The following is a 24,243-nucleotide window of genomic DNA, read 5'->3' as shown; positions in this document are numbered from 1 at the left end:
CTTTCGTCCCGAAACGGAGTGGATATCATGCAGCATATTACGTTATACCGGAAATACAGACCCAAAGATTTTGAGGAGATCGCGGGGCAGAAAGAAATCGTACGCACCTTGAAGGCCTCGCTCAGAAGCGGCAAAATTTCTCACGCATATCTCTTTACGGGTCCCCGCGGCCTCGGTAAGACCACGATTGCCCGGCTCATCGCCAAGGGCGTCAACTGTCTCGCCCATGAGGGCTTTACCGACGAACCCTGTAATACCTGCGACAACTGCGTCGCCATAAACGAGGGGAATTTCATCGACCTCGTGGAAATCGACGCCGCCTCCAACCGGGGGATCGACGAGATCCGGCAGATCAAGGAAAAAATCAACTACCAGCCCTCCAGCGGCCGGAAGAAGATCTATATCATCGACGAGGCCCATATGCTGACGAAGGAGGCCTTCAACGCGCTCCTGAAGACGCTGGAGGAACCCCCCGATCACGTGATTTTCATTTTGGCGACGACGGAGCCCGACAAGGTCCTCCCGACCATCATTTCCCGCTGCCAGCGCTACGACTTCAAGACCGTGGTCTTTGCGGAAATGCGCCAACGCCTCGAATATATCGCGAAGGAAGAAGCCATCGACCTCGACGAGGACGTCTACGCCATGATCTACGAGAGCGCGGGCGGAGGCATGCGGGACGCCATTTCCATCCTCGAGCGCCTGATGATCACCTGCTACGGCGAAAAGATCACCGTGGAGCGCTGCGAGCAGACCCTCGGGGTCACGCCCGCAAAGAAAATGAAAGATTTTCTCGACATCGTCCTCGGGGGAAACCTCCGGGACGCCACGCTGAAACTTGATGAATACTGGCTCGAATCCCTTGAGGTTGAGCTCTTTTTCAAGGATTTCGCCAAATACTGCAAGAATCTCATGAGCAAAAACGAGCTCCCCGCCGAAGACGGACTGCACATTATCGGCGCCGTTTATGACGGGCTGAACAAATTCAAATACGAGGAAGACAAAAGACTCGTGGGCTATGTGATCGCGGACCGGATCATGAACAGCGTCAAAGAAGTGGAGATCCGGGAAAAGATCATCGAGCGGGTCGAAGAGAAAGTCGTCGCCGCGGGCGGCGGACAGGGCGGCGTCGATCCCGACATTTCCCTTTCCCTCGAGGAAATCCGTACGAAATGGAACGATATTTTAAATGCGGCCAAAAAGGAAAAGCCCACGTACCGCGCGATCCTGCGCTCGGCGCGGCCCTATCGGGTCGACCGGAATGTGCTCTACATAAGCTTTTCAAAGGATGACGCCTATTCCAAGGGCCTCATGGAGCAAAGGAGCTATGGAGAACCCTTTTTACAGATCGTCCGGAACCGGATCCATCCGGGAATTCTGCTACACTATGTGGTGGCGGAACCCGAGGCGGCCGGGAAGAAAAAGCCGGAAAAAAACATGGGCGACCAACTGGCGGACTTTTTCGAGAATGGGGATATCCTCATCGAGTGACGGAGGCTGAATGAGTATACTAAGCGGGATTGTCATTATCCTTTTGTTGTTTGGGCTGTCGCTCCTCTTCCCTTTTCTCTCTTTCCTGATTCCGGTGTACAAATTCCGGAAAGTCTGGGGATTGAGCCTTCGGGAAAAGGTCGTGATCAACGCGGCGCCCGTCATTGTCATCGGCGTATTTATGCCGCAACTGTTGTTTTTTTACATCGGGCTTTTCTGCGTCGTGGAGTTTCTCTACGCGAAGCTCCGGGATCGGAACTGGAAGACCTTCGACAAGATCGTCGTCGTTTCCCTGGCCGCGAGTATCGGGCTTGTCCTGGGGTCAAGCTTCGCGGTCCGCTATGTGACGGGCAATGAGGAACTGCTCAAGACCATCAGCGCCCTCTTGAAAGTAGATCCTGAAAAATTCGCGATCCTCATCGGGGAAGGGACAAAGAGCCTGATTTCGGCCATGTTTCTCTCGGCCATGTTTTGCACGTTTTTGAGCTATCTGTTTATGGAACACGCCTCTTATTTGGACTGGGACATTTCCTACTGGTGGCTGATCCTCTATATCGCGCCTTTTTTCCTGGACCGCTTCTGGCTGCCCGGCAATTATTACATCATCAATATCAAGGAAATGGGGCTGGTGATCTTCGCCTTCTACGGCATGAAGAGCATCTATGAGGCGCTTTGCTACAATTTTCCCAATTTTCGCTACCGTTATCTCTTTCATTTCCTTTCGTGTTATGTGACGATCGCGATTCCGGTCTTTTCCTTTATCGTGGGGGGCGTCGCCGCCTTTGACCGGAGGGTCCTGCATTTCCGGAAGAAATCATAAAATCTCATTCGCAAAGGGGTTGATACCTATGGCAAAACTCAAGGTAATTTTGCTGGAAGACGTGGCCGGTCAGGGTAGAAAGGGCGATATTGTCCTTGTTTCCGACGGTTACGCCCACAATTTTCTGATCAAGAATAAAAAGGGGATTCTCGCCACGGCCGACGAGCTCAAAAAGATCGAAAATCTGAAGAAAAAAGAAGACCAAAAAAACGAGGCCGAAAAGGAAAAAGCCCGGCAGCTGAAGACGCTGCTTGAGTCCAAGGCCGTGCGACTCGCCGTAAAAACCGGCGAAAACGGAAAGCTTTTCGGTTCCGTGACCGGAAAGGAAATCGCCCAGGCCATTGAGGAGACCTTCGGCGTTCTTGTGGACAAGAAAAAAATCGGCGACAGCGCCGTCAAATCCCTCGGCGAGCATACGGTGGCCGTAAAGCTCTTTACGGACGTCAAGGCGGAAGTCAAGCTGCTCGTGGAAGAATCCCTCTGAAGCGGAGAATACTATGGAAAACGATAACCTGAAAAAACTGCCTTCGAGCGTGGAAGTGGAGCGGGCTTTACTTTGCGCGCTTTTTCTCGCGCCCCAGCGCATCGACGACGTCATGGAAATCGTGGAAACCGAGGATTTTACGACCCGGGCCCACAAGAGCATCTACGACGCCATGTTGCAACTGTTTGAGAAAAACGAGAAGATCGACGTGGCCCTTGTGGCCGAAATGCTTCGAAAAAGCGGAAATTTCAAAGACAGCGCCGGAGAGGAAATCCTGTCGGAAATCCTCGACAGCGTCCCCACGGCGGCCAATATTCTCTCTTACGCCCAGACCGTTCAAGACAAGGCGCGGCTTCGCCGCTTGGGAGAAATCGGCACGAAGATCGTCGAAGACGCCATCAACGAAAACGACGACGTACAAAATATCATTGACCGGGCCGAACGCAACATCTTCAAAATCACCGAAAGCAAGCGGGCCAAAAATATCATTCCTCTGGCCGAGGCCCTGCAGGGGGAGATCGACCGCATCGACAAAGTCTTCAAGACAAAGGGCCTGACCGGCGTATCTTCAGGCTACGCGGGGCTGGATCAACTGACCGGCGGCTTTCAAAATTCCGACCTCATCATTATCGCGGCCCGACCTTCCATGGGAAAGACGGCCTTTGCCCTCAATATCGCCCTGAACGCGGCCAAATCGGAGGAAAAGCATTCGGTCCTCGTGTTCAGCCTCGAAATGTCCGAGTCCCAGCTGACCCAGCGTCTTTTGGCCGTGGACGCGAAAATCGAACTCGAAAAGATCAAAAACGGCTTCCTCTCGGAAAGTGATTTCGGCGCGCTGGGCGTCTCCCTCGGACGGCTGGCCAAGACAAACGTCTATATCGCCGACATGCCCGTAATCAACGAACTGGAGATCCGCACGATCGCCCGCCGCATGAAATCCACGGGCAAGCTCGACCTCATCGTGATCGACTACTTGCAGCTGATCCACGGCAGGAGCGGCGGCCGCGGCGATTTCAACCGGCAGCAGGAGATTTCCGAAATCTCCCGGGCGCTGAAGGGCGTGGCCCGTGAGCTCGATATTCCGATAATAGCCCTTTCCCAACTCTCCCGGGCCGTGGAAGCGCGAAACCCGAAAATCCCCTTGTTGTCGGATTTACGGGAATCCGGTTCCATTGAGCAGGACGCCGACATCGTCATGTTCCTCTACCGGGACGACTATTACAACGAGGACAGCGAGGAAAAGGGCCTCGTGGACGTGATCATCGCCAAGCACAGAAACGGCCCCACCGACAAGGTAAAACTGCGCTTCTTCCGTGAATTTACCCGCTTTGACAATTATACCCCCCACATGGAATAAACGGAAACGGAGGATTTATGAAAACCGTGGAACTGCTGGCGCCGGCCGGAAATCTGGAAAAATTGAAGACCGCCCTTCACTACGGCGCCGACGCCGTCTATCTCGGGGGGAGGCTCTGCCATCTCCGGGCGGGCAGCGGCAATTTTTCCGACGAAGAACTCAGCGGGGCCATCGCCTGGGCCCACGCCCGGGGAAAGAAAGTCTATATCACCTTGAATACGATACCGCACAACGGGGAGTTGGATCAGCTCCCCGCTTATGTTCGTTTTTTGGAAAGCGTCGGCGCCGACGGCGTGATCGTGGCGGACCTCGGAGTTTTCGCCGTCGTCCGGGAGGAAAGCGGGCTCCCGATCAGCGTCAGCACCCAGGCCAGCAACACAAACTGGCGTTCCGTCAGGGCCTGGCGGGACATGGGCGCGTCCCGGGTCGTTCTGGCCCGGGAAATGACCCTCGACGAGATTAAAGAAATCCGGGACCGAGTCCCCGACATGGAGCTGGAAGTCTTCGTTCACGGGGCCATGTGCATGGCCGTATCGGGCCGCTGCGTCCTCTCCAATCATCTGACGGGAAGGGACGCCAACCGGGGCGACTGCGCCCAATCCTGCCGCTGGCGCTACGCCGTCGTCGAGGAAAAGCGTCCGGGTCAGTATATGCCCGTCATCGAAGATGAGCGCGGCAGTTATATCTTCAGCGCCAAGGACCTGTGCGCCGTGGAGTTTCTGGACCGAATTTTGGACGCGGGCGTCGACTCCCTGAAAATCGAGGGCCGCATGAAGGGGATTTATTACGTGGGCAATTGTGTCAAAGTCTACCGGGAGGCCATAGACCGCTGGAAAGCCGGAAAATTCGCGCCGGATCCCCGCTGGCTCGAAGAACTGGCCGCCACGTCCAACAGGCTGTTCAGCCCGGGCTTTTATTTCGGCCGACCAGGCAAGGAAGGGCAGAACGACGAGGAGACCCAGTCGTATTTTCAGACGAAGCTCTTTGTGGCGAAAGTCGAAAAAAAACTGCCTGACGGCCGTTATTTGCTGGCGATCCGAAACCGCGTCGTGAGCGGACAGGAACTGGAGGTCGTAAGCCCCCGGGGCGAAAACCGGACGTTTACGCTTCCCGCCATGACTCTCGTCGCGGCGGATGGCGATACGGTCACCGAAGCGGCCAACCCCAATTCCTTCGTCAAGATCGCGTGTGAAGTCGTTCTGGAAGAATGGGACATGTTACGCAGAAAACTGAAATAGCGGAAAAACCGTTTTTTGGCGCTAACGTCGCGCAAAAACCGAGCAAAATAGAAAAAAATACTTGCGCAAATAAGGAAATGATGATATAATATGAAAAATGTTTTTTGTAAACGCGCAACGGAATATGGGGGCAAAAAATGAAGTATGCGGCAATTTTGACATACGGCTGCCAGATGAACGTGAACGAAAGCGCGAAAATCAAAAAAATTCTCGAAACCATGGGATACGGGATGACGGACCGTATCCAAAAGGCGGACCTTGTGCTCCTCAACACCTGCACGGTGCGGGAAGGGGCCGCCACACAAATTTTCGGGAAAATCGGCGAATTGAGCGCCATAAAAAAACAAAGGGGTACGATTATTGGCGTAACAGGCTGTTTTGCCCAGGAGCAGGGACGGGCGCTTATCGAGCGCTTCCCCTATGTGGACCTTGTTCTGGGAAATCAGAATATCGGCTTGATTCCACAAATGTTGCGGGAACTGGCGGCCGACGGGAAAAATCCCCTTGTGGCCACAGGCGACGCGAACAAATTGCCGGAGGAGCTTCCGGCGGATTTCGGCGAAGACAAAAGCGCATCGGTAGTCATCAGCTACGGTTGCGACAATTTCTGCACTTATTGCATTGTGCCCTATGTGCGGGGCCGGGAGCGTTCCGTCCCCAGGGAGCATATCCTGCGGGAAGTCCGGGCCTGTCTCGAAAAAGGACATCGGGAGATCCTGCTCCTGGGTCAGAACGTCAATTCCTGGGGCGGGGATTTGGGCGAAAGCGACGGGTTCGCGGGCCTGCTGAGCGATATCTGCGCGATTCCCGGCGAATTCCGGATCCGCTTTGTATCCCCCCATCCGCGGGATTTTACAAAGGCGCTCATCGAGGTCATGGGCGCAAATGAAAAAATCGCCCGTTCCGTCCATCTGCCCATGCAGTCGGGAGCAACGGAAATCCTCAAACGCATGAACCGCGGCTATACCAAAGAAGATTATCTGGCCCTGGCGGCCCGGATCCGGGAGCGGATCCCCGACATGGCCCTGACGACCGATATCATTGTGGGCTTTCCCGGCGAAAGCGAGGCGGACTTCCGCCATACGCTGGACGTCGTGGAAACCGTGCGCTTCGACAACGCCTTTACCTTTCTGTATTCGCCCCGGACGGGGACCGTCGCGGCGGAATTGCCCGGGCAAATCCCGGAAGCGGTCAAAAAAGACAGGCTGAACCGGCTCATGGCCGTCCAGGACAGGATTTCCCGGGAAATCAACGAGACCTATTACGACAAGGTCCTCCGGGTCCTCGTGGAGGGACCGAGCAAAAAGAACCCGCGAATCCTGAGCGGACGCTCCTCCACAAACAAAATCGTCCTCTTTGAGGGCGACGGCGCCCTCAAGGGAAACTTTGCCGACGTCCGCGTGCACACCTGCCGCACATGGACGCTATATGGAAATTTGATCAATTTTTCAACTTTATTGAACAATACTGCGTCTAATTCAAATATGGATGTCCTCAAAAACTGTAAAGAGAACAAATGACGCTCCCAACGGAGAAAACATGAGCAAATACGACAAGTTCTTATACAAGGAACTGACGGAAATCGCAAAAGGCGTGGGGCTTTCTCTCAAAAGCGGCGTCAAAAAACCGGAACTGATCCAGCTTTTGGAGGAATACACCGAGGGGAAACCCGGCGAGGATATCGCCTGGGGGACGCTGGACGTTCTGCCCGAAGGCTACGGATTTTTGCGGGCCACTTCAGTGGAAAAGGATATCTACGTTTCCGTGACGCAAATCCGGCGCTTCAAGCTCCGGACTGAAGACATCATTGTCGGCGAGGTCCGGGAACCCAGCGAAAACGAAAAAAATTACGCCTTGAAAAAGGTCGTTATGGTCAACGGCGGAAGTCCCGAGGAAGCCGAAGCGCGCAAGCCCTTCGAGGATCTCGTGCCTTCGTATCCCACGGAGATGTATCAGTTGGAGACCGGGAAAAAAGACATTTCCGGTCGCATTATCGACCTGATCGCGCCTATCGGCAAGGGGCAGCGGGCCCTGATCATCGCCCCGCCCAAGGCCGGAAAGACCATGCTGATCACGAGCATGGCCAATTCCCTGATCAAAAACAACAAAGACCTCGAAGTCTGGATCCTCCTCATCGACGAACGTCCCGAGGAAGTGACGGACATAACGGAAAATGTGGACGGCGCCCAGGTATTTGCCTCGACATTTGACGATAACCCGGAAAACCACATCAAAGTGACCCAGAGCATTCTGGAAAAGGCCAAACGGAAAGTCGAAAACGGAGAGGACGTCGTGATCCTCATGGATTCCCTGACGCGGCTCTCCCGGGCCTACAACATCGTGATGCCGTCGAGCGGCAAGCTCCTCTCGGGGGGAATCGACCCCACGGCGCTCTATTATCCGAAGAACTTCTTCGGGACTGCCCGAAACATCAAGGGCGGCGGTTCGCTGACCGTCGTCGCCAGCGTCCTCATCGATACGGGCAGCAAGATGGACGACATCATTTACGAGGAATTCAAATCCACCGGCAATTGTGACATTCAGCTGGACAGGAATTTAGCGGAGCTGCGGGTATTTCCCGCCATTGACATCCAGCGGTCGGGGACCCGGAAAGAGGAACTCCTGATCGGTAAGGAGGAATTGGAGAGCATTTGGAGTATCAGGCGCTACCTGGCGCAATTTGACAGGGCAACAGCAGCGAGGAAGCTGATTGATGCGATACAGATGACAGAGAGCAACAAAGAGCTGTTAAAATATTACGAGAGAGGGGATCGAAAAGATGGCTGAGGGCATACACAGAAATTCTCCATCAGTTAACCGGATCGTATACGGCGTTGCCAATTTCAAACCTGGCAAAATCGCTACGGTTACTTTTTTTACCCTGTTGTTCTTTACGGTAATCAGTATATTTGTGGAGATGCACTCCGGTTCTCCGGAAATCGTCGATCTGGCACAATTTACAGAGTATTACGAAAAAAGCGACGTGGATAACGGCGGACTGGAACTGGTTGATGACATTTACTACACATTCGAGCGGAAATATAATCTTTCCAACGATCTTAAGACAGCGGAGACCACAACCGCGCAGGAGACAGGCGCTCCCGAGGCTGTGGCGGCCGACACGGCCGGAGCGGAATCCCAGGTGACGGAAGTCGCCCTTACGGAGGAAGCGAAAAAGGTCATCCCCGAGGCGATCGAATATGAGATCAAAAAGGGCGATACGCTGGACAGCATAGCCAAGGCGCACAACGTGACCCGGGAAGCCCTCGTGGCCAACAACCCGGTCCTTGGCAAAAAGGCGCTTAAAATCGGTGACAAGATTCATATTTTGCCGGAAAACGGCATGATGTACAAAATCGTCAAGGGCGATTCCCTGTACAAAATCGCGCAGAAGTTCAAGATCAAAGTGGACGACATCCTGGCCTACAACGACGTCAACGCGAAAAACCTCAAGATCGGGCAGTCCATCTTCATCAAGAATCCTGATTTTGACGCGGTAGCCAAAGTTGACGCCGACAAGAAGAAAGACGTCAGGGACATGAAGCTCCCCAAGGGCGACAAGAACATCAATATCGCCAAAACCGCAGGCAAGGCCCCCGTGGCTGAAACCCCCGAGGAAAAGGCCGCGGCGAAGAAAAGCGCCATTATCGACAAGGCCGTGGCGGGGGCGGGCGTCTTCCGCTATCCCGTAACCTTCGCGGGCGTGGCGAGTCCCTTCGGGAACCGCTTCCATCCGGTATTGCGCAGGTACATGCTCCATACGGGCGTGGATCTCGTGGCCAAATACGTACCGCTGAAGGCCTCCCGGAGCGGCAAAGTCTCCTATACGGGCTATATGGGCGGTTACGGCAAGGTCATTGTCGTTAAGCATCCCGACGGCTATGAAACCCGCTACGCGCATCTGAGCGCCATCAACACCAAAGTCGGCGCGGAGGTCAGAGCAGGGCAGCTGATCGGGAAAACGGGTCAGACCGGACGGGTGACGGGACCTCACCTGCACTTTGAGATCAGAAAAGACGGGCAGGTCAGAAACCCGATGAAGTATTTGAAAAAAATCTGATTGAACATAGTAAGAAAATGGGCGTTCGCTGGAGCGCTCATTTTTACAAACAGACGGAGGAAAAATGACGCGGATTGTGCATATCCGGGAGATTGCCCTGGGGGGCGGACGCCCCGTGGTAATCCAATCCATGACGAATACCGATACGGCCGACGCGGCGGCGACGTTGACGCAGATCAGAGCCCTGGCCGCAGCCGGTTGTGAACTGGTCCGGGTGACGGTCAATACGCCGGAGGCGGCGGAGACCGTGAAGATCCTCGCGGCGGAAAGTCCCCTGCCCCTTGTGGCGGACATCCATTTCGATCACAGGCTCGCCCTGGCGGCCATCAAAAACGGTATTCACAAATTGCGGATAAACCCCGGCAACATAGGCGCCGACGAAAAAGTCCGGGAAGTGGCCCGGGCGGCCAAAGACGCGGGGATTCCAATCCGGATCGGCGTCAACGGCGGTTCTCTCGAAAAGCACATTCTTGAGCGCCACGGCGGCGTGACGCCGGAAGCCATGGTCGAGAGCGCCCGTTATCACGCGGATCTGCTGGAAAAATTCGGCTTTTCCGATATTGTCGTATCGCTGAAGTCAAGCCATATCACGACGATGATAGCCGCTTACCGGCAAATGGCAAAGGTCTGCGACTACCCGCTGCACCTGGGCGTGACCGAGGCCGGAACCATGTTTCAAGGGAGCATCAAATCGGCCATAGGGATAGGCGCCCTTCTGGCCGACGGGATCGGCGACACGATCCGGGTTTCCCTGACCGAGGATCCCGTGGAGGAAATCAAAGTGGCCCGGGAGATCCTCAAAACGCTGGGCCTGCGACAAGACGGACCGGAAATCGTTTCCTGCCCCACGTGCGGGCGGACGGAGATCGATCTGATCGGCCTCGCCAAGGCCGTTGAAAAAGAATTTGCCCACGAGAAAAAACCTGTGCGGATCGCCGTCATGGGCTGCGTCGTCAACGGACCCGGGGAAGCCCGGGAGGCCGATTACGGCGTTGCGGGCGGCAAGGGGGTCGGCGTGCTCTTCCGGAAGGGGGAGATCGTAAAAAAAGTAGACGAAAAAGATATTCTGCCCGAACTCAAAAAATTGATCGCGGAGCACAATTGTTAAACTTTTTCCGTGTTCCGTTCGTCTAATACTAAGAGAAATGGTGAGGAATAGCAGATGGACTTTGATGAAATATTTGAGCAGTATTTTGACAGAATATACTACAAGGTCCTGGGCATCGTCAAAAATACGGAAGACGCTGAGGATATTTCCCAGGAAGTATTTATGAGCGTGTTCCGGAATCTCAGCAAATTCCGGGAAGAAAGCAACATTTACACCTGGATCTACAAAATCGCGATCAACAAGACTTATGATTTCTTCCGCAAGCGAAAGGAAAATCTGGATCTCAACGAGGAAATCCTCATGATCGCCGACGAGAACAACGCGGACACGCCGCTGATTCTCGAAGAAAAGCTGCACATGCTCTCACCGCCCGAAAGGGAGATCGTAATGCTCAAAGACATTTACGGTTACAAGCTCAAAGAAATCGCGGAAATGAAAAACATGAATATCTCGACGGTAAAATCCGTCTACTATAAAGCCATTAAGGACATGGGAGGGAATTGAAAATGTCTGAATTATCCGAAAAGACTTCACCGAAAAGCCGTGTGTTGACGAATATCTACAAAAATTTGTTTTTCGCTGAAAAGAGAAAGAATAAAAAACTGGCCGTGGCTTCGGTCGGGCTGTTCCTATTCGGCATCGTCGGCGGATCGACGTTCCAGTCCATGAAGCAGATGGAAAAACCCACGGTGATGGCCTCATTGACCTCCAGTTGGGAAAAAATGCGTAACTCCCGCCATACGGACATCGGCAAGATGCAGCTCCCCGAGATCAAAATCGACAAAGTCAGCTTTATCAACGCGCGGGATCTGGGCGGCGACCTCACTCTGGATCATATCCTGAACGGGGAAATCTTCGAAGCCAATGAAAAAGCGCCGGAAATCAACACCGACAACTTATTCGATCTGGAAGACGTGCTCTAAGGCGAACCCATCCAGTTTTCAGATCACAACAAGTACACGCCGGAGGACTTACAGATGAAAAAAAACTATCTATTGGCTGTGGCAATGCTGCTCTCATTGACGGTATTCGCCGCCAATAGCGGGCTCGGTATCGTAACCGACGCGGATTTGCTCAAAGTCGGCGTTACCCGCGAAAACATAGAACTGGCCAAAAAAACCATCGAGACGGTCAGCGTAAAATACAAAATGACCCTGCTGGACAAGAAACAAGCCGAGTTGGAGATCAACAAATATGTCCTGGAAGGTTCGGAGAAGAACCGGGACAAGATCTTCGCGCTTTTTGATAAAATGGGCGCCATCGAGGCGCAGATCTTGAAAGACCGGCTGGACAGCCAGATCGAGATCCGCCGCTACATTACCCAGGACCAGTACATGGCGGCCCGGGAAGAGGCTCTGGAACGGCTCGGCAGCGGGGAGGAACAGCAACCGAAGCAATAGGTCGAAGAAAAAAAGGACTTTCGGGTCCTTTCTTTTATTGCTTTTTGGCCTTTTTCTATGATATAATTTTTTTGCGTAAAGAGTTGCGGATAAAGTAAGGAGTTGAAGAACTTGTTCGGAAAATTGGAAGAAGTAGTGGAAAAATATCAGGAATTGCAGCGGACGCTGAGTTCGCCGGAGATCGTGGACAATCCCGGTCTCATGATCGAGTGCAACAAAAATCTGCGAGAATTGGAGCCCGTCGTCGGGAAATACCAGGAGTACAAGGCGAAAAACGCCGATTTCGAATACATCAAGGAAGCCCTGAAAAATGAGAAGGACGCCGACATGCGGGACATGATGCATGAAGAGCTCAAATCCCTCGAGGAGGCTCTGCCGGTCCTGGAGCAGGAGCTGAAAATTCTGCTGCTCCCCAGGGACAAAAACGACGACAAAAACGTCATCGTGGAGATCCGAGGGGGCGCGGGCGGCGACGAGGCGGCCCTCTTCGCTGGGGACCTCTTCCGGATGTACAGCCGCTACGCGGAGAGACGGCGCTGGAAGATAGAAGTCATGGAAAAGCAGGAGCTGGGCATCGGCGGCTTCAAGGAGGTCGTCTTCAACATCAACGGACTCGGCGCCTGGTCCCGGCTGAAATTCGAGTCGGGCGTACACCGGGTGCAGCGGGTGCCCGAGACGGAATCCCAGGGCCGCGTCCACACGTCGACGGCGACGGTGGCCGTGCTACCGGAGATCGAGGACATCGCCGAGATCAAGGTGGATCCCAAAGACCTGAAAATTGATACGTACCGCTCGGGCGGCGCGGGCGGACAGCACGTGAATATGACCGATTCCGCGGTCAGGATCACCCATCTGCCCACGGGCATCGTCGTCCAGTGCCAGGACGAGCGCTCCCAGCTCAAAAACCGCGAAAAAGCCATGCGGCATCTGCTTTCAAAGCTCTACGACATGGAGAGCGAAAAACAGCGTTCGGCCGTGGAGAGCCAGCGCAGGCTGCAAGTGGGGACCGGCGACCGCTCGGAAAAAATCCGGACTTATAATTTCCCCCAGGGGAGGATCACGGATCATCGGATCAAGTTTACGGTCTACCGACTCGAGGCCTTCCTCGACGGAGACCTTGACGAAATGATCGACGCCCTGATCACCTTCCACCAGGCGGAGCTCCTCTCGGGCGAGACGGAGCAGTCATGAACCTGTTGGAGATCCTGAAATTTTCCGCCCGGTATCTGGAGGAACGAAATATTCCCAAGGCGCGGCTCGCCGGTGAAAAAATCATCGCCCGCGTGCTGTGCTGCGACAAGATTTACCTCTACGCGAATTTTGACCGGGAACTGTCCTCAACCGAGAAAGAGCAGATCAAAGCCTGTCTGCGCAAAGTGGCCGAAAACGGCGGCGACGTCGACGGGATCCTCGCCGCGGAAAGCGCCGGGAAGGTCGATTGGCTTGCGGAAAACCGGGAGTTGCTGCGAAAATCCGCCGAATACCTTGAAAAATACGGCGTCCCCAACGCCGGGACAGACGCGGAACATCTCTTTGCCCACGCGCTCAAGGTCCGGCGCTCCCTTTTGACCGCCCGGCTCCGGGGAGAGATCGCGGATCCGGAAAAGGATCTGATCCGGGAGTTGCTCGTCCGGCGAGGAAAATACAGAAAACCGCTTCAGTATATTATCGGCGAATGGGAATTTTACGGGTATCCTTTTCTGATGGCGGAGGGCGTCCTGATCCCGCGGCCCGACACCGAAGTTGTCGCGGAGCAGGCGAAACATCTCTTGAGCGGCATGGAAAAGCCCAAAGTCCTTGACCTCGGCTGCGGCTGCGGCGCCATCGGCATCGCGCTTGCCATGGAACTGCCGGAGGCGGACGTGACCGGCGTCGACATCAATCCCGCGGCCCTTTCCCTTTCGGAAAAAAACAAGCTCAAAAACAATACAAATAATATCAAATTTATAAAATCGGACTTGTTCTCGGCCCTCAAAGGAGAGCGCTATCAGCTGATCGTGTCCAATCCGCCCTACATTTCCCAAAAAGAATATGAGGAACTCATGCCCGAAGTATTGCGCTACGAGGCAAAATCAGCCCTGACCGACGGGGCTGACGGTCTGCGCTTTTATGAGGCCATCGCCCGGGAAGCCGGCGATTACCTCACGGAAGGGGGCTGGCTCGTATTTGAGATCGGCAGGGCCCAGGCGGCGGCCGTTGGCGATATTCTCGAAAAGCATCGTTTCGATGTCGCGCTGACCGGAAAGGATTACGGCGGCAACGACCGCGTCGTGGTGGGAAAATGTCGACAAAGCTGATTGATTATGATTACCCGCTCCCCAAAGAACTGATCGGGCAGCAGCCCCGGGAACCCAGGGACCATTCCCGCCTGATGATCGTGGACCGGCGGACCGGGGCCATCAAGGAAACACTTTTTTACGGGATTTTGGATGAACTCCGGCCCGGCGACGTCCTCGTCCGGAACGCGACCCGGGTCATTCCCGCGAGGCTCTACGGGCATAAGGAAACGGGGGGCGTCGTTGAAATCCTGCTCCTGAAGCGGATCGACAGAGACAACTGGGAATGTCTCTTGAAGCCCGCCAAGCGCCTGAAAACCGGACAAAGCCTCATCGTCGGAGAAAACCGCGAGCTCCGGGGCCAGCTGTCGGGGGTCGGCGAAGACGGAAAACGCCTGATCCGCTTTACCTATGAGGGCGTCTTTGAGGAGATTCTCGACCGTCTCGGCAATATGCCCCTGCCGCCCTATATCGTCGAAGAACTGCGACAGAAGGACCGCTACCAGACCGTCTACGCCGAGCGCGGGGAATCGGTGGCCGCGCCGACGGCGGGACTTCATTTTACGAAAGAGCTCTTGGGAAAGATCAAAGAAAAAGGGATAAAAATAGTAGATATTTTTCTCGACGTGGGCTTGGGAACGTTCCGGCCGGTTAAAGCGGACGACGCCAGAGACCACAAAATGCACGAGGAGACCTTCGAGGCAAGTCCGGAGGCTTGCGCCCTCATCAACGAGGCCAAGGCCCAAGGAAGACGTATCGTGGCCGTTGGTACGACGACGGTGCGGACGCTGGAAACCATTGCCGACGGAAAAGGCGTTGTGGCCCCGGGGAAGGGGAGCACCGACATTTTCATCTATCCGGGCTTTCAATTCCGGGTCGTGGACGCCCTGATCACGAATTTTCACCTGCCCAAATCGACGCTGCTGATGCTCGTCTCGGCCTTTGCCACGCGGGAGATCATGCTTACGGCCTACGATCGGGCGGTTCGTGAAAAATACCATTTTTTCAGTTTCGGAGACGCCATGTTTATCCGATAGGAGGCATTATGCGCATTATCGCGGGAACGCGTAAGGGAAGGACCCTCAAAAGCAAAAAAGGAACGGAAACCCGGCCGACGCTGGGCGTCTTGCGGGAAGCGCTTTTTTCGATTCTGGCGGCCCGGATTCCCGGGAGCGTTTTCCTGGACCTCTTCAGCGGCAGCGGCGCCATGGCCCTCGAAGCCCTGAGTCGAGGCGCGGCCCGGGCGGTCATGATCGAGTCCGATCCCGAGGCCCTTTCGATCATTATCGAAAATACCAATACGCTCGGATTCGCCGAAAGCTGCCGGGCCTACAAAAATGACGTGTTCCGGGCGCTCAGCATCCTCGGGCGCAAGGGGGAAAAATTCGATCTGATCTTTATGGATCCGCCCTACACGGAGGAATTGTGCAAACGGGTCGTCGAAAATATCGCCCGGCACAAGGTATTGGCCCCGGGCGGACTCATTGTCTGCGAGCATCACAAGGGGGAAAAATTGCCCCCGAATATCAAGAATTTTCATCAAACAAGCGAGCGGGAATACCGGAACAAGGTGTTTACGTTTTATGAGGAGGCGGCGGATGAGCGCGAAAACATTTGAGGAACATCTGGCAACGATAGACGCCATCATCGGCAAACTGGAAAACGGGGAACTGAGTCTCGACGAATCCGTCAAGGCCTACGGAGAAGCCATGGACCTGATCAAGGAGGCTTCGGATATGCTGAAGGAAGCGGAAGGAAAGATCTTCAAAGTCGGCGCCGACGGGACCACGGAAGAAATCAAGACGGAATCTTGAGGAGGGAGCATGGAATTAAAACACTACTTGGCGGAAAACAATGAAATCCTGGAAAGAGAGCTCGACCTGACGCTGGCCGCAATCCCGTACGAAAACGTGATCAAGGAAGGGATGCGCTACGCCATACTGAACGGCGGGAAAAGGATACGGCCCAACCTGCTGTTCCTGACGTTGCGCTTGCTGGGAAAACCAATGGAAGCGGGGATTCCCACGGCCATGGGCATCGAGATGATCCACGGCTATTCCCTCGTCCACGACGACCTGCCCGCCATCGACAACGACGATTACCGCAGAGGAAAGCTGACGACCCATAAAAAATTCGGCGAAGCCCAGGGGATCCTCGTGGGGGACGCGCTCCTGACCTTTGCCTTTCAAGTGCTCTCCGAGCGAAACAAAGACCTGCTGACGCCGGAGCAGACGGTTCGGATTATCGCAAAAACAGCCGATTACGCCGGGATCGGCGGCATGCTCTCGGGGCAGATTGTCGATATCGAAGGGGAAGGCCGTAAAATAGATCTTTCGGAATTGCAGTTTATGCACGCCTACAAGACCGGACGGCTTTTGAAGCTGCCCGTGGAATGCGGCGCAATCATCGGAGACGCTTCGGGGCGGGAGTATGAAGCTCTCGAACAATACGCCGAAGCGCTGGGGCTCGCCTTTCAGATCAAGGACGACATCCTCGACGTGGAAGGCGATTTCGAAAAATTGGGCAAACCCATCGGCAGCGACGCCGGGCTCGGAAAATCCACCTATCCGTCCATCATCGGCATGGACGAGAGCAAACGCCTGCTGCGGGAGACCGTAGAGCGGGCAAAGGCCGCCCTCGCCGACGAATTCGGCGGGCCGGAAGCTGAGCTTATGCTGGAGCTGGCGGATTTTGTGGGGAGCAGAGAAAAATAAAAGGAGAGGGAATCATAAAAAACCCGCCGGTTGTTCGGCGGGTTTTTTTATGCAAATTTCCTCTTTTACTGCGCCTTTTCCGCGGAGAAATCCAGGGAGGCCAGTCTCTGGTATTGTCTCCAGCGCCGCTGGGCCTCGGCCTTGTTCCGGGCGAAGAGTTCTTTCGCTTCGGCGGGCTTGGACGCCATCAGCGTCGCGTATCTCGTCTCGCCAAGCAAGTACTCGTCGTATTTTTCCCAAACAGGTTCCTTGCAGTCGAGAACAAGGGGATTCTTCCCTTCGGCTTCGAGGGCCGGATTGTAGCGGAAAATCGGCCAGTAACCGCATTCTGTGGCGAGCTTCATTTCCGTCTGGACCTTGTTCATGCCCTTTCTTACGCCGTGATTGATACAGGGCGCGTAGGCGATGATCAGCGAGGGTCCCTTGTAGGCTTCCGCTTCCTTGACGGCCTTCAGGAACTGGGCCTGATTGGCGCCCATGGAAACCTGGGCCACATAGATATGTCCGTAAGACATGGCGATAGCGGCCATATCCTTTTTCTTGACGGGTTTTCCGGCGGCGGCGAATTTGGCCACAGCCCCCGTGGGCGTCGACTTGGACGCCTGTCCGCCCGTGTTGGAGTAGACTTCCGTATCGAGGATAACCACATTGACGTCTTCCTTGGACGCCAGCACATGATCCAGTCCGCCGTAGCCGATGTCATAGCCCCAACCGTCTCCGCCGAAGATCCACTGGGATTTCTTGGCGAAATATTGCTTGAGCGACAGCAGCTCTTTGGCGATGGGGCAGCCCTCGGCGGCTCTGGCGGCAAGGTAGGGCACGAGCTTCGCGACGCATTCGGCACTCTTTGCGCCGTCGTCCCGGGTCGCGATCCATTCCTTGTACATGAGCTGGGTCTCGGGGGAAACTTTGTCCATATTCGTTTCCATAATGGACTGAATCCGGTTCCGGAGGGTTTCCACGGCCACGTGCATACCCATGCCATACTCGGCGTTGTCCTCAAAGAGGGAGGAACCCCAGGAGGGTCCTTTGCCGTCTTTGTTCTTGGCATAGGGCGTCGCGGGCGCCGATCCGCTGTAAATGGAGGAGCAGCCTGTGGCGTTGGCGACCATCATCCGGTCTCCAAACAGCTGGGTGATCAGCTTCAGATAAGGCGTCTCGCCGCAACCGGGGCAGGCGCCCGAGTACTCGAAGAGCGGCTGGGCAAACTGAGATCCCTTTACGGTGTCGGACGTCATAAATTCGGTCTTATAGCTTACCTGGTTGAAGACATAGTCGGCTTTCTGCACTTCGCCGGCCGCCACGGAATCGGCGATGGGTTTCATGACCAGCGCTTTTCCCTTGGGCGCGGGACAGACATTGGCGCAGGAGCCGCAGCCCGTGCAATCGAGGGGCGAAATCTGGATTTTGAATTCGTGATTCTCGAGCCCTTTGCCCACGGCCTTCAGCGTCGCAAGTTCTACGGGCGCCTTTTCCTTTTCTTCCTTCGTCAACAGGAAGGGGCGTACGACCGCGTGGGGACAGACATAAGCGCATTGGTTGCACTGGATACAGTTCTCGGGTACCCAAACCGGTACGTCTACGGCGATGCCTCTCTTTTCATGGGCGGCGGTGCCGTTTTCAAAGGTTCCGTCCTCATAGCCGTTGAAGGTCGATACGGGCAGCCCGTAACCCTGCATGGCGTTTACGGGTTCCACGATCTTCTTGACGAAATTGATGGTCGCGTCGTCTCCGCCGTTGCAGAGCGCGCCGCAAGTGGCGCATTCCGCCGCCGCGGACTCGTCTTTGAGATTGGCCCAGGCCGGATCCACGGGGATTTCCACGAGGCCGTCGGCGCCGACGTCAATGGCCGCGTAATTCATCTTGACGATTTCCTCGCCTTTTTTCTGATAGGTCTTCTTCGTGTATTCCTTCATGTAGGTCAGGGCTTCCTCATAGGGGATGATGTCCGCCAGTTTGAAGAAGGCCGACTGCATGATCGTATTCGTCCGCTGTCCGAGCCCGATATCCTCGGCCAGTTTCGTCGCGTTGATGATGTATAATTTCGCGCCTTTTTTCGCGAGATCCCGTTTAACTTTGTTGGGGATGTTGGCCACGGCCTCTTCCTTGCTCCAGATGCAGTTCAACAGGAAGCTCCCGCCCTTGCGGATGCCCGAGGTCATGTCGTATTTGTCCAGATAAGCCGGTACGGAACAGGCCACAAAATGCGGCTGAGTTACGAGATAGCTGGACTTGATGGGATTTTTCCCGAAGCGCAGATGGGAGCGGGTCACGCCGCCGGACTTCTTGGAGTCATAGGCGAAATAGGCCTGGGCGTACTGCTCCGTGTGATCGCCGATAATCTTGATAGAGTTTTTGTTGGCGCCCACGGTGCCGTCGGCGCCGAGTCCGAAGAACAGACATTCTCGGGTTCCCGGCAGGTCGAGGTCCACTTCTTCGGGAAGGGGAATGTTCGTGCCGGTCACGTCGTCGATGATGCCCACGGTAAATTTGTCCTTGGGTTCGGCCTTGGCGAGGTTCTCATAGACAGCCGCCACATGGGTCGGGTTCGTATCCCGGGACGAGAGTCCGTAGCGTCCGCCGATGATCAGGGGCGCGTTGGCTTTCCCGAAGAACAGCGACTTTACGTCCAGGAGCAGCGGCTCTCCGAGGGATCCGGGCTCTTTGGTCCGGTCGAGGACCGCGATTTTCTTGACGGTCTTCGGCAGTACGTCAAAGAAGTATTTTTCCGAGAAGGGCCGATACAGATGAACTTCGAGAATGCCGACCTTCTGTCCTTTTTTGTTCAGATAGTCGACGGTTTCCTCGGCCACCGGACACACGGAACCCATGGCCACAAGAATGTTTTCGGCGTCAGGGGCCCCGTAATAGGTAAAGGGCTTGTATTCGCGGCCCACGGCCTTGGAGATGTCGGCCATGTAGCCCGCCACGACGTCGGGTACCGCGTCAAAGAACTTGTTCTGGGCTTCCCGGGTCTGGAAATAGATGTCCTCGTTCTGGGCCGTTCCCCTGGTTACGGGATGTTCGGGATTGAGGGCCCGGGCCCGGAATTCCTCCACGGCCTTCATGTCGATCAGTTTTTTGAAGACTTCGAAATCGATCACTTCGACTTTCTGTATTTCATGGGATGTTCTGAACCCGTCGAAAAAGTGTAAAAACGGTACACGTGTCTTGATGGCGGCCAGATGCGCGACGCCGCCCAGATCCATAACTTCCTGCACGGAATTGGACGCCAGCATGGCGAATCCCGTCTGCCGGGCCGCGTAAACGTCCTGATGATCCCCGAAGATCGAAAGGGCCTGAGCCGACAACGATCTCGCCGATACGTGGATCACGCCGGGCAGCAATTCGCCGGCAATTTTGTACATGTTGGGCACTTTGAGCAGCAGTCCCTGGGAAGCGGTATAGGTCGTCGTCAGGGCCCCCGCTTGCAGCGAACCGTGAACGGTGCCGGCGGCGCCTCCTTCCGATTGCATTTCCACTACTTTTACGGGGACCCCGAAGATGTTCTTCATCCCTTTGGCAGCCCATTCGTCCACATACTCGGCCATGGGGGACGACGGCGTGATGGGATAGATCCCCGCTACTTCCGTAAAGGCGTAAGAAGCGTATGCCGCAGCCTGATTTCCGTCCATTGTTTGCATGATTTTACTCATAAGACAATATTCCTCCTTCTAAACAATTAATTTTATATAACAGGTAGTTTGTCGCTTGGGTTGATTTGCTCCCGGGTCTTATTTTTCCTCAGCGAGGCGCTTGTAGACCTCGTAGCGCTCGAGGGCGTCTTTTTTCGCCTTGGCGTAGAGGTAATCGGCCCTGTCGGGATAGGCCAGCGCCAGGGAGCCGAAGCGGTTCTCGGAATCGAGAAAGGCCTGCAGGTCGCCTGTGGGCGCTTTGGAATCGAGGATAAAGGGATTTTTTCCCTCGTCCTTCCGTCGGGGATCGTAGCGGTAGCACTGCCAGTACCCGGCCTCCACGGCCCGCTTGATTTCTTCCTGGCTGTGTCCCATGCCGATCTTAGGCCCGTGCTCGATACAGGGGCAATAGGCGATGACGAGGGAAGGTCCCGGATAGGCTTCCGCTTCCCTGAGGGCGGTCAGCGTCTGGTTCAAGTCGTAGCCCATGGCCACCTGGGCCACATAGACGTAGCCGTAGCTCATGGCCATGCGTCCGAGGTCCTTTTTCTTGACTTCCTTCCCCGCCGCGGCGAATTTGGCCACAGCCGCGGTCCCCGTGGATTTGGAGGACTGGCCGCCTGTGTTGGAGTAGACTTCCGTGTCGAGGACGAGGACGTTGATGTCCTTCCCCGCCGCCAGCACGTGATCAAGACCGCCATAGCCGATATCATAGGCCCAGCCGTCTCCGCCGAAGGCCCAGAAGGATTTTTTCGTCAGGTACTCGCTGTTTTTGAGAATGTATCGGGCCGCTTCCGCGACGTCGCCCGTCAGTTTCCCGGCGGGAAGGGCCGCAAGAGCCGCCGTGAGTTTTTCCGCGGCGAGATCCGAGGCTTCGAAATCGTTCCGTTTGGCAAGGTACTCTTCCGCTTCCGCGACGGCGACGCCGGCGTTTTTGAGATCCAATACCCGCTGGCAGAGCTCGAGGCTCACGGCCTCATGGCCCACAAGAAAACCGTAGGCGTATTCGGCGTTGTCCTCAAAGAGCGACATGGCCCAGGCGGGACCGATCCCCCTCTCATCGGCCGTGTAAGGCGTCGAGGGCATGGAAGCGCCGTAGGCCGTCGAACAGCCCGAGGCGTTGGTGATGACCATTTTGCGCCCGAAAAGCTGCGTCGCCAGTTTGATGTAAGGCGTTTCCGCGCAGCCCGCGCAGGCGCCTGAAAATTCGAAATAGGGTTTGGCGAACTGGGAATTTTTCACGGTCCTGCTATTGACGGCGTCGGTCTTGACCGAGACCTTGTCGTAGAAGTAGTCCCAGTTTGCCCCCTGGGCCGCTTGGGTGGCAAAGGGCTTCATGACGAGAGCCTTTTCTTTGGCGGGGCAGAGATTGGCGCAGCTGCCGCAGCCCGTGCAATCGTAGGGCGAGACCTGCACGCGGTAGGCGTATTTGTCGAGGCCGGGCCCTGTGGCTTTCAGTGTCTCAAAGGAGGCGGGAGCGGCTTTCTTCTCATTTTCGTCCAGAAGCGCCGGCCGGATGGCCGCGTGGGGGCAAACGAAGGCGCAGCGGTTGCACTGGATACAGTTTTCCGGCGACCATTGGGGCACATCGACGGCGACGCCTCGCTTCTCGTATTTTGAGGTGCCGTGGGGCCAACTGCCGTCTTCGCAGCCGTATTTTTTCAAGAGAGACACGGGAATGGCGTCTCCTTCCTGTCTGTTCATGGGGATGACGATCTCCCGGATGAATTCCGGCAGGGCGCTGTAATCGGCGCTCTCGGGCGTGAGCCCCTTCCAGCTTTCGGGGATCGCGATCCGGGTAATTTCGGTGAGGCCCCTGTCCACGGAGGCGTAGTTTTGATCGACGACGTCCTGTCCGCGCTTGGTGTAATAAGTCTTGTAAATGGCTTCTTTCATTTCTTTGACGGCCAACTCCAGCGGGATGATGTCGGTCAGCTTGAAAAAGGCCGCCTGCAGAATGCTGTTGGTCCGGTTGCCGAGACCCAGCTCCCGCGCGATGCCGATGGCGTCGATCACATAGAGCTTCGCGTCTTTTTCGGCGAGGGCTTTTTTCATGGACGGGGGAAGGGCCGTCTCAAGCTCCGCGACGGTCTTCCAGGGACAGTTGAGCAGAAATACGCCGCCCGCCTTCAGTTCCCGGACGAGGTCGTATTTGTCGACGTAAGTGGGGTTGTGGCAGGCGACAAAATCCGCCGCGCCCACCAGGTAAGTCGAGCGGATGGGATTTTTCCCGACCCGCAGATGGGACTGGGTCAGACCGCCGGATTTTTTGGAATCGTAGACGAAATAGGCCTGGGTGTAAAAATCCGTCGTTTCTCCGATAATTTTGATGGAGTTTTTGTTCGCGCCCACTGTGCCGTCGGATCCGAGGCCCCAGATCTTGTACGCGCTGGCGTCTTTGTCCTCTACGGTAAATCCGGCCACGGAGGGGAGCGACGAGCCGTAGACGTCGTCGGTGATCCCGATCGTAAAGCTGTTTTTGGGTTCGTCCTTGGCCAGTTCGACGTAGACGGCGGCGATCTGATCCGGCGTCGTGTCCTTGGAGGCAAGGCCGTAGCGGCCGCCGGTCACGGCGATCTGGACGCCCTTTTGCTGAAAGGCCGTGCAAACGTCCTGGTAAAGCGGTTCGCCCATACAGCCCGGTTCCTTGGTCCGGTCGAGGGTCGCGACTTTTTTGACGCTTTTCGGCAGCGCCGCGATCAAATGCTTCGGCGAGAAGGGCCTGTAGAGCCGGACGGCAATCATGCCGACCTTCTCCCCGCCGGCGTTTAATTTATCGACGACTTCCCGGACCGTCTCCGCCACGGAACACATGGCGATCACGACCCGGTCGGCGTCCGGCGCGCCGTAATATTCGAAGAGTTCGTAGTTTCTTCCCGTGAGTTTATTGATTTCTTTCATGTAATTTTCGACGATGTCGGGTAATTTTTGGATGTATTCGTCGCCCGCTTCCCTCGACTGGAAGAAGATGTCGGGATTGACCGTCGTTCCCCGGGTGCAGGGGTGTTCGGGATTCAGCGCCCGCTTGCGGAAGGCGTCGACTTCGGCCCAATCCACCAGGGGACGCAGGTCCTCGTAATCCAGCACGTCAATTTTCTGCACTTCGTGGGACGTCCGGAAGCCGTCAAAGAAATGCAGGAAGGGGATCCTGCCCCTGATGGCCGAAAGATGCGCCACGGCGCCCAAATCCATGACTTCCTGCGGCGAGGCCGACGACAACATGGCGAAGCCTGTCATCCGGCAGCCCATGACGTCGGAATGGTCGCCGAAAATCGAGAGGGCGTGAACCGAGAGGGTTCTTGCCGACACGTGAAATACGCCCGGCAGAAATTCCCCGGCGATTTTGTACATATTGGGGATCATGAGAAGCAGTCCCTGGGAGGCCGTATAGGTCGTCGTCAAAGCGCCGGCCTGCAACGATCCGTGGACTGTCCCCGAAGCGCCTCCTTCCGATTGCATTTCCACGACTTTTACGGTCTGTCCGAAAAGATTTTTCTTTCCTTTGGCGGCCCATTCATCGACGAGCTCGGCCATGGGCGACGAGGGCGTGATCGGAAAGATCCCCGCCACCTCCGTGAACGCGTAAGAAATATACGCGGCGGCTGTGTTGCCATCCATTGCGTCTTTCCATTTACTCATGCTATATTCTCTCCCTGAATC

General features: G+C 55.7%; 20 protein-coding genes. 18 read left to right on the top strand and 2 right to left on the bottom strand.

The features are described 5' to 3' along the window. Positions 1–27: 27 nt before the first annotated feature. The 18 genes from dnaX to LBQ97_08685 all read left to right on the top strand — a co-directional run bounded on the left by dnaX (position 28) and on the right by LBQ97_08685 (position 16,948). Positions 28–1,491, top strand: a complete 1,464-nt coding sequence (gene dnaX / locus LBQ97_08770) for a DNA polymerase III subunit gamma/tau (GenBank protein MDR1832801.1) — start codon at positions 28–30, stop codon at positions 1,489–1,491. 10 nt (positions 1,492–1,501) lie between these two features. Beyond that, entirely contained in the window at positions 1,502–2,311 is an 810-nt protein-coding gene (locus LBQ97_08765) for a hypothetical protein (protein MDR1832800.1), read from the top strand. Between the two features lie 28 nt (positions 2,312–2,339). Continuing rightward, positions 2,340–2,795 (top strand): 50S ribosomal protein L9, encoded by a 456-nt coding sequence (gene rplI / locus LBQ97_08760; protein MDR1832799.1) that lies wholly within the window; start codon positions 2,340–2,342, stop codon positions 2,793–2,795. A gap of 13 nt (positions 2,796–2,808) precedes the next feature. Beyond that, positions 2,809–4,152, top strand: coding sequence for a replicative DNA helicase (dnaB, locus tag LBQ97_08755; GenBank protein MDR1832798.1), 1,344 nt, complete (start codon positions 2,809–2,811; stop codon positions 4,150–4,152). A 17-nt stretch (positions 4,153–4,169) separates the two neighbouring features. After that, a complete protein-coding gene (locus LBQ97_08750; GenBank protein ID MDR1832797.1) occupies positions 4,170–5,390 on the top strand; it encodes a U32 family peptidase in 1,221 nt (406 codons plus the stop codon). Between the two features lie 137 nt (positions 5,391–5,527). Next, positions 5,528–6,910 (top strand): tRNA (N6-isopentenyl adenosine(37)-C2)-methylthiotransferase MiaB, encoded by a 1,383-nt coding sequence (gene miaB, locus LBQ97_08745; GenBank protein ID MDR1832796.1) that lies wholly within the window; start codon positions 5,528–5,530, stop codon positions 6,908–6,910. Between the two features lie 19 nt (positions 6,911–6,929). After that, positions 6,930–8,177 carry a transcription termination factor Rho gene (gene rho / locus LBQ97_08740; GenBank protein ID MDR1832795.1) on the top strand — a complete coding sequence of 416 codons (1,248 nt, stop codon included), beginning with the start codon at positions 6,930–6,932 and terminating at the stop codon, positions 8,175–8,177. Beyond that, positions 8,170–9,450: a peptidoglycan DD-metalloendopeptidase family protein gene (locus LBQ97_08735; protein MDR1832794.1), complete on the top strand. Its 1,281-nt coding sequence runs from the start codon at positions 8,170–8,172 to the stop codon at positions 9,448–9,450. The genes rho and LBQ97_08735 overlap by 8 nt, the downstream gene beginning before the upstream one ends. 64 nt (positions 9,451–9,514) lie before the next feature. Beyond that, complete coding sequence (ispG, locus tag LBQ97_08730) at positions 9,515–10,558, top strand: flavodoxin-dependent (E)-4-hydroxy-3-methylbut-2-enyl-diphosphate synthase (GenBank protein MDR1832793.1); 1,044 nt, start codon at positions 9,515–9,517, stop codon at positions 10,556–10,558. A 54-nt stretch (positions 10,559–10,612) separates the two neighbouring features. Next, positions 10,613–11,062 (top strand): RNA polymerase sigma factor, encoded by a 450-nt coding sequence (locus tag LBQ97_08725; protein MDR1832792.1) that lies wholly within the window; start codon positions 10,613–10,615, stop codon positions 11,060–11,062. Positions 11,063–11,064: 2 nt separating this feature from the next. Beyond that, the gene (locus LBQ97_08720; protein MDR1832791.1) at positions 11,065–11,481 is read left to right on the top strand and encodes a hypothetical protein; all 417 of its coding nucleotides are present in this window, start codon (positions 11,065–11,067) and stop codon (positions 11,479–11,481) included. Between the two features lie 54 nt (positions 11,482–11,535). After that, positions 11,536–11,958, top strand: a complete 423-nt coding sequence (locus tag LBQ97_08715; GenBank protein ID MDR1832790.1) for a hypothetical protein — start codon at positions 11,536–11,538, stop codon at positions 11,956–11,958. Between the two features lie 111 nt (positions 11,959–12,069). Further along, positions 12,070–13,149, top strand: coding sequence for a peptide chain release factor 1 (gene prfA, locus LBQ97_08710; GenBank protein MDR1832789.1), 1,080 nt, complete (start codon positions 12,070–12,072; stop codon positions 13,147–13,149). After that, positions 13,146–14,255 carry a peptide chain release factor N(5)-glutamine methyltransferase gene (gene prmC, locus LBQ97_08705; GenBank protein MDR1832788.1) on the top strand — a complete coding sequence of 370 codons (1,110 nt, stop codon included), beginning with the start codon at positions 13,146–13,148 and terminating at the stop codon, positions 14,253–14,255. The genes prfA and prmC overlap by 4 nt, the downstream gene beginning before the upstream one ends. Further along, positions 14,240–15,271 carry a tRNA preQ1(34) S-adenosylmethionine ribosyltransferase-isomerase QueA gene (gene queA / locus LBQ97_08700; protein MDR1832787.1) on the top strand — a complete coding sequence of 344 codons (1,032 nt, stop codon included), beginning with the start codon at positions 14,240–14,242 and terminating at the stop codon, positions 15,269–15,271. Before prmC ends, queA begins: the two co-directional genes overlap by 16 nt. A gap of 8 nt (positions 15,272–15,279) precedes the next feature. After that, entirely contained in the window at positions 15,280–15,852 is a 573-nt protein-coding gene (gene rsmD / locus LBQ97_08695) for a 16S rRNA (guanine(966)-N(2))-methyltransferase RsmD (protein ID MDR1832786.1), read from the top strand. Continuing rightward, positions 15,833–16,048, top strand: a complete 216-nt coding sequence (gene xseB, locus LBQ97_08690) for an exodeoxyribonuclease VII small subunit (GenBank protein MDR1832785.1) — start codon at positions 15,833–15,835, stop codon at positions 16,046–16,048. Before rsmD ends, xseB begins: the two co-directional genes overlap by 20 nt. Before the next feature lie 9 nt (positions 16,049–16,057). After that, entirely contained in the window at positions 16,058–16,948 is an 891-nt protein-coding gene (locus LBQ97_08685; GenBank protein ID MDR1832784.1) for a polyprenyl synthetase family protein, read from the top strand. A gap of 65 nt (positions 16,949–17,013) precedes the next feature. On the opposite strand, the gene nifJ (LBQ97_08680) is transcribed toward LBQ97_08685, so the two are convergent. Both nifJ (LBQ97_08680) and nifJ (LBQ97_08675) read right to left on the bottom strand, forming a co-directional pair. Then, positions 17,014–20,604, bottom strand: a complete 3,591-nt coding sequence (gene nifJ, locus LBQ97_08680; protein MDR1832783.1) for a pyruvate:ferredoxin (flavodoxin) oxidoreductase — start codon at positions 20,602–20,604, stop codon at positions 17,014–17,016. Positions 20,605–20,682: 78 nt separating this feature from the next. Next, positions 20,683–24,222: a pyruvate:ferredoxin (flavodoxin) oxidoreductase gene (gene nifJ / locus LBQ97_08675; protein ID MDR1832782.1), complete on the bottom strand. Its 3,540-nt coding sequence runs from the start codon at positions 24,220–24,222 to the stop codon at positions 20,683–20,685. Positions 24,223–24,243: the final 21 nt, after the last annotated feature.

The sequence above is a fragment of the Fusobacteriaceae bacterium genome, from assembly GCA_031272775.1.
Classification (GTDB): Bacteria; Fusobacteriota; Fusobacteriia; order Fusobacteriales; family Fusobacteriaceae; genus JAISST01.
This window is presented reverse-complemented; position numbering and strand designations above follow the sequence as displayed.

What these genes read in the sequence shown, in the direction of transcription:
- LBQ97_08735 (MDR1832794.1), top strand. Translation starts at nt 8,170, where the DNA reads ATGGCTGAGGGCATACACAGAAATTCTCCATCAGTTAACCGGATCGTA.
- nifJ (MDR1832782.1), bottom strand. Translation starts at nt 24,222, where the DNA reads ATGAGTAAATGGAAAGACGCAATGGATGGCAACACAGCCGCCGCGTAT.
- LBQ97_08720 (MDR1832791.1), top strand. Translation starts at nt 11,065, where the DNA reads ATGTCTGAATTATCCGAAAAGACTTCACCGAAAAGCCGTGTGTTGACG.
- LBQ97_08765 (MDR1832800.1), top strand. Translation starts at nt 1,502, where the DNA reads ATGAGTATACTAAGCGGGATTGTCATTATCCTTTTGTTGTTTGGGCTG.
- nifJ (MDR1832783.1), bottom strand. Translation starts at nt 20,604, where the DNA reads ATGAGTAAAATCATGCAAACAATGGACGGAAATCAGGCTGCGGCATAC.
- rsmD (MDR1832786.1), top strand. Translation starts at nt 15,280, where the DNA reads ATGCGCATTATCGCGGGAACGCGTAAGGGAAGGACCCTCAAAAGCAAA.
- queA (MDR1832787.1), top strand. Translation starts at nt 14,240, where the DNA reads ATGTCGACAAAGCTGATTGATTATGATTACCCGCTCCCCAAAGAACTG.
- rho (MDR1832795.1), top strand. Translation starts at nt 6,930, where the DNA reads ATGAGCAAATACGACAAGTTCTTATACAAGGAACTGACGGAAATCGCA.
- dnaX (MDR1832801.1), top strand. Translation starts at nt 28, where the DNA reads ATGCAGCATATTACGTTATACCGGAAATACAGACCCAAAGATTTTGAG.
- dnaB (MDR1832798.1), top strand. Translation starts at nt 2,809, where the DNA reads ATGGAAAACGATAACCTGAAAAAACTGCCTTCGAGCGTGGAAGTGGAG.
- xseB (MDR1832785.1), top strand. Translation starts at nt 15,833, where the DNA reads ATGAGCGCGAAAACATTTGAGGAACATCTGGCAACGATAGACGCCATC.
- LBQ97_08715 (MDR1832790.1), top strand. Translation starts at nt 11,536, where the DNA reads ATGAAAAAAAACTATCTATTGGCTGTGGCAATGCTGCTCTCATTGACG.
- LBQ97_08750 (MDR1832797.1), top strand. Translation starts at nt 4,170, where the DNA reads ATGAAAACCGTGGAACTGCTGGCGCCGGCCGGAAATCTGGAAAAATTG.
- ispG (MDR1832793.1), top strand. Translation starts at nt 9,515, where the DNA reads ATGACGCGGATTGTGCATATCCGGGAGATTGCCCTGGGGGGCGGACGC.
- rplI (MDR1832799.1), top strand. Translation starts at nt 2,340, where the DNA reads ATGGCAAAACTCAAGGTAATTTTGCTGGAAGACGTGGCCGGTCAGGGT.
- LBQ97_08725 (MDR1832792.1), top strand. Translation starts at nt 10,613, where the DNA reads ATGGACTTTGATGAAATATTTGAGCAGTATTTTGACAGAATATACTAC.
- LBQ97_08685 (MDR1832784.1), top strand. Translation starts at nt 16,058, where the DNA reads ATGGAATTAAAACACTACTTGGCGGAAAACAATGAAATCCTGGAAAGA.
- miaB (MDR1832796.1), top strand. Translation starts at nt 5,528, where the DNA reads ATGAAGTATGCGGCAATTTTGACATACGGCTGCCAGATGAACGTGAAC.
- prmC (MDR1832788.1), top strand. Translation starts at nt 13,146, where the DNA reads ATGAACCTGTTGGAGATCCTGAAATTTTCCGCCCGGTATCTGGAGGAA.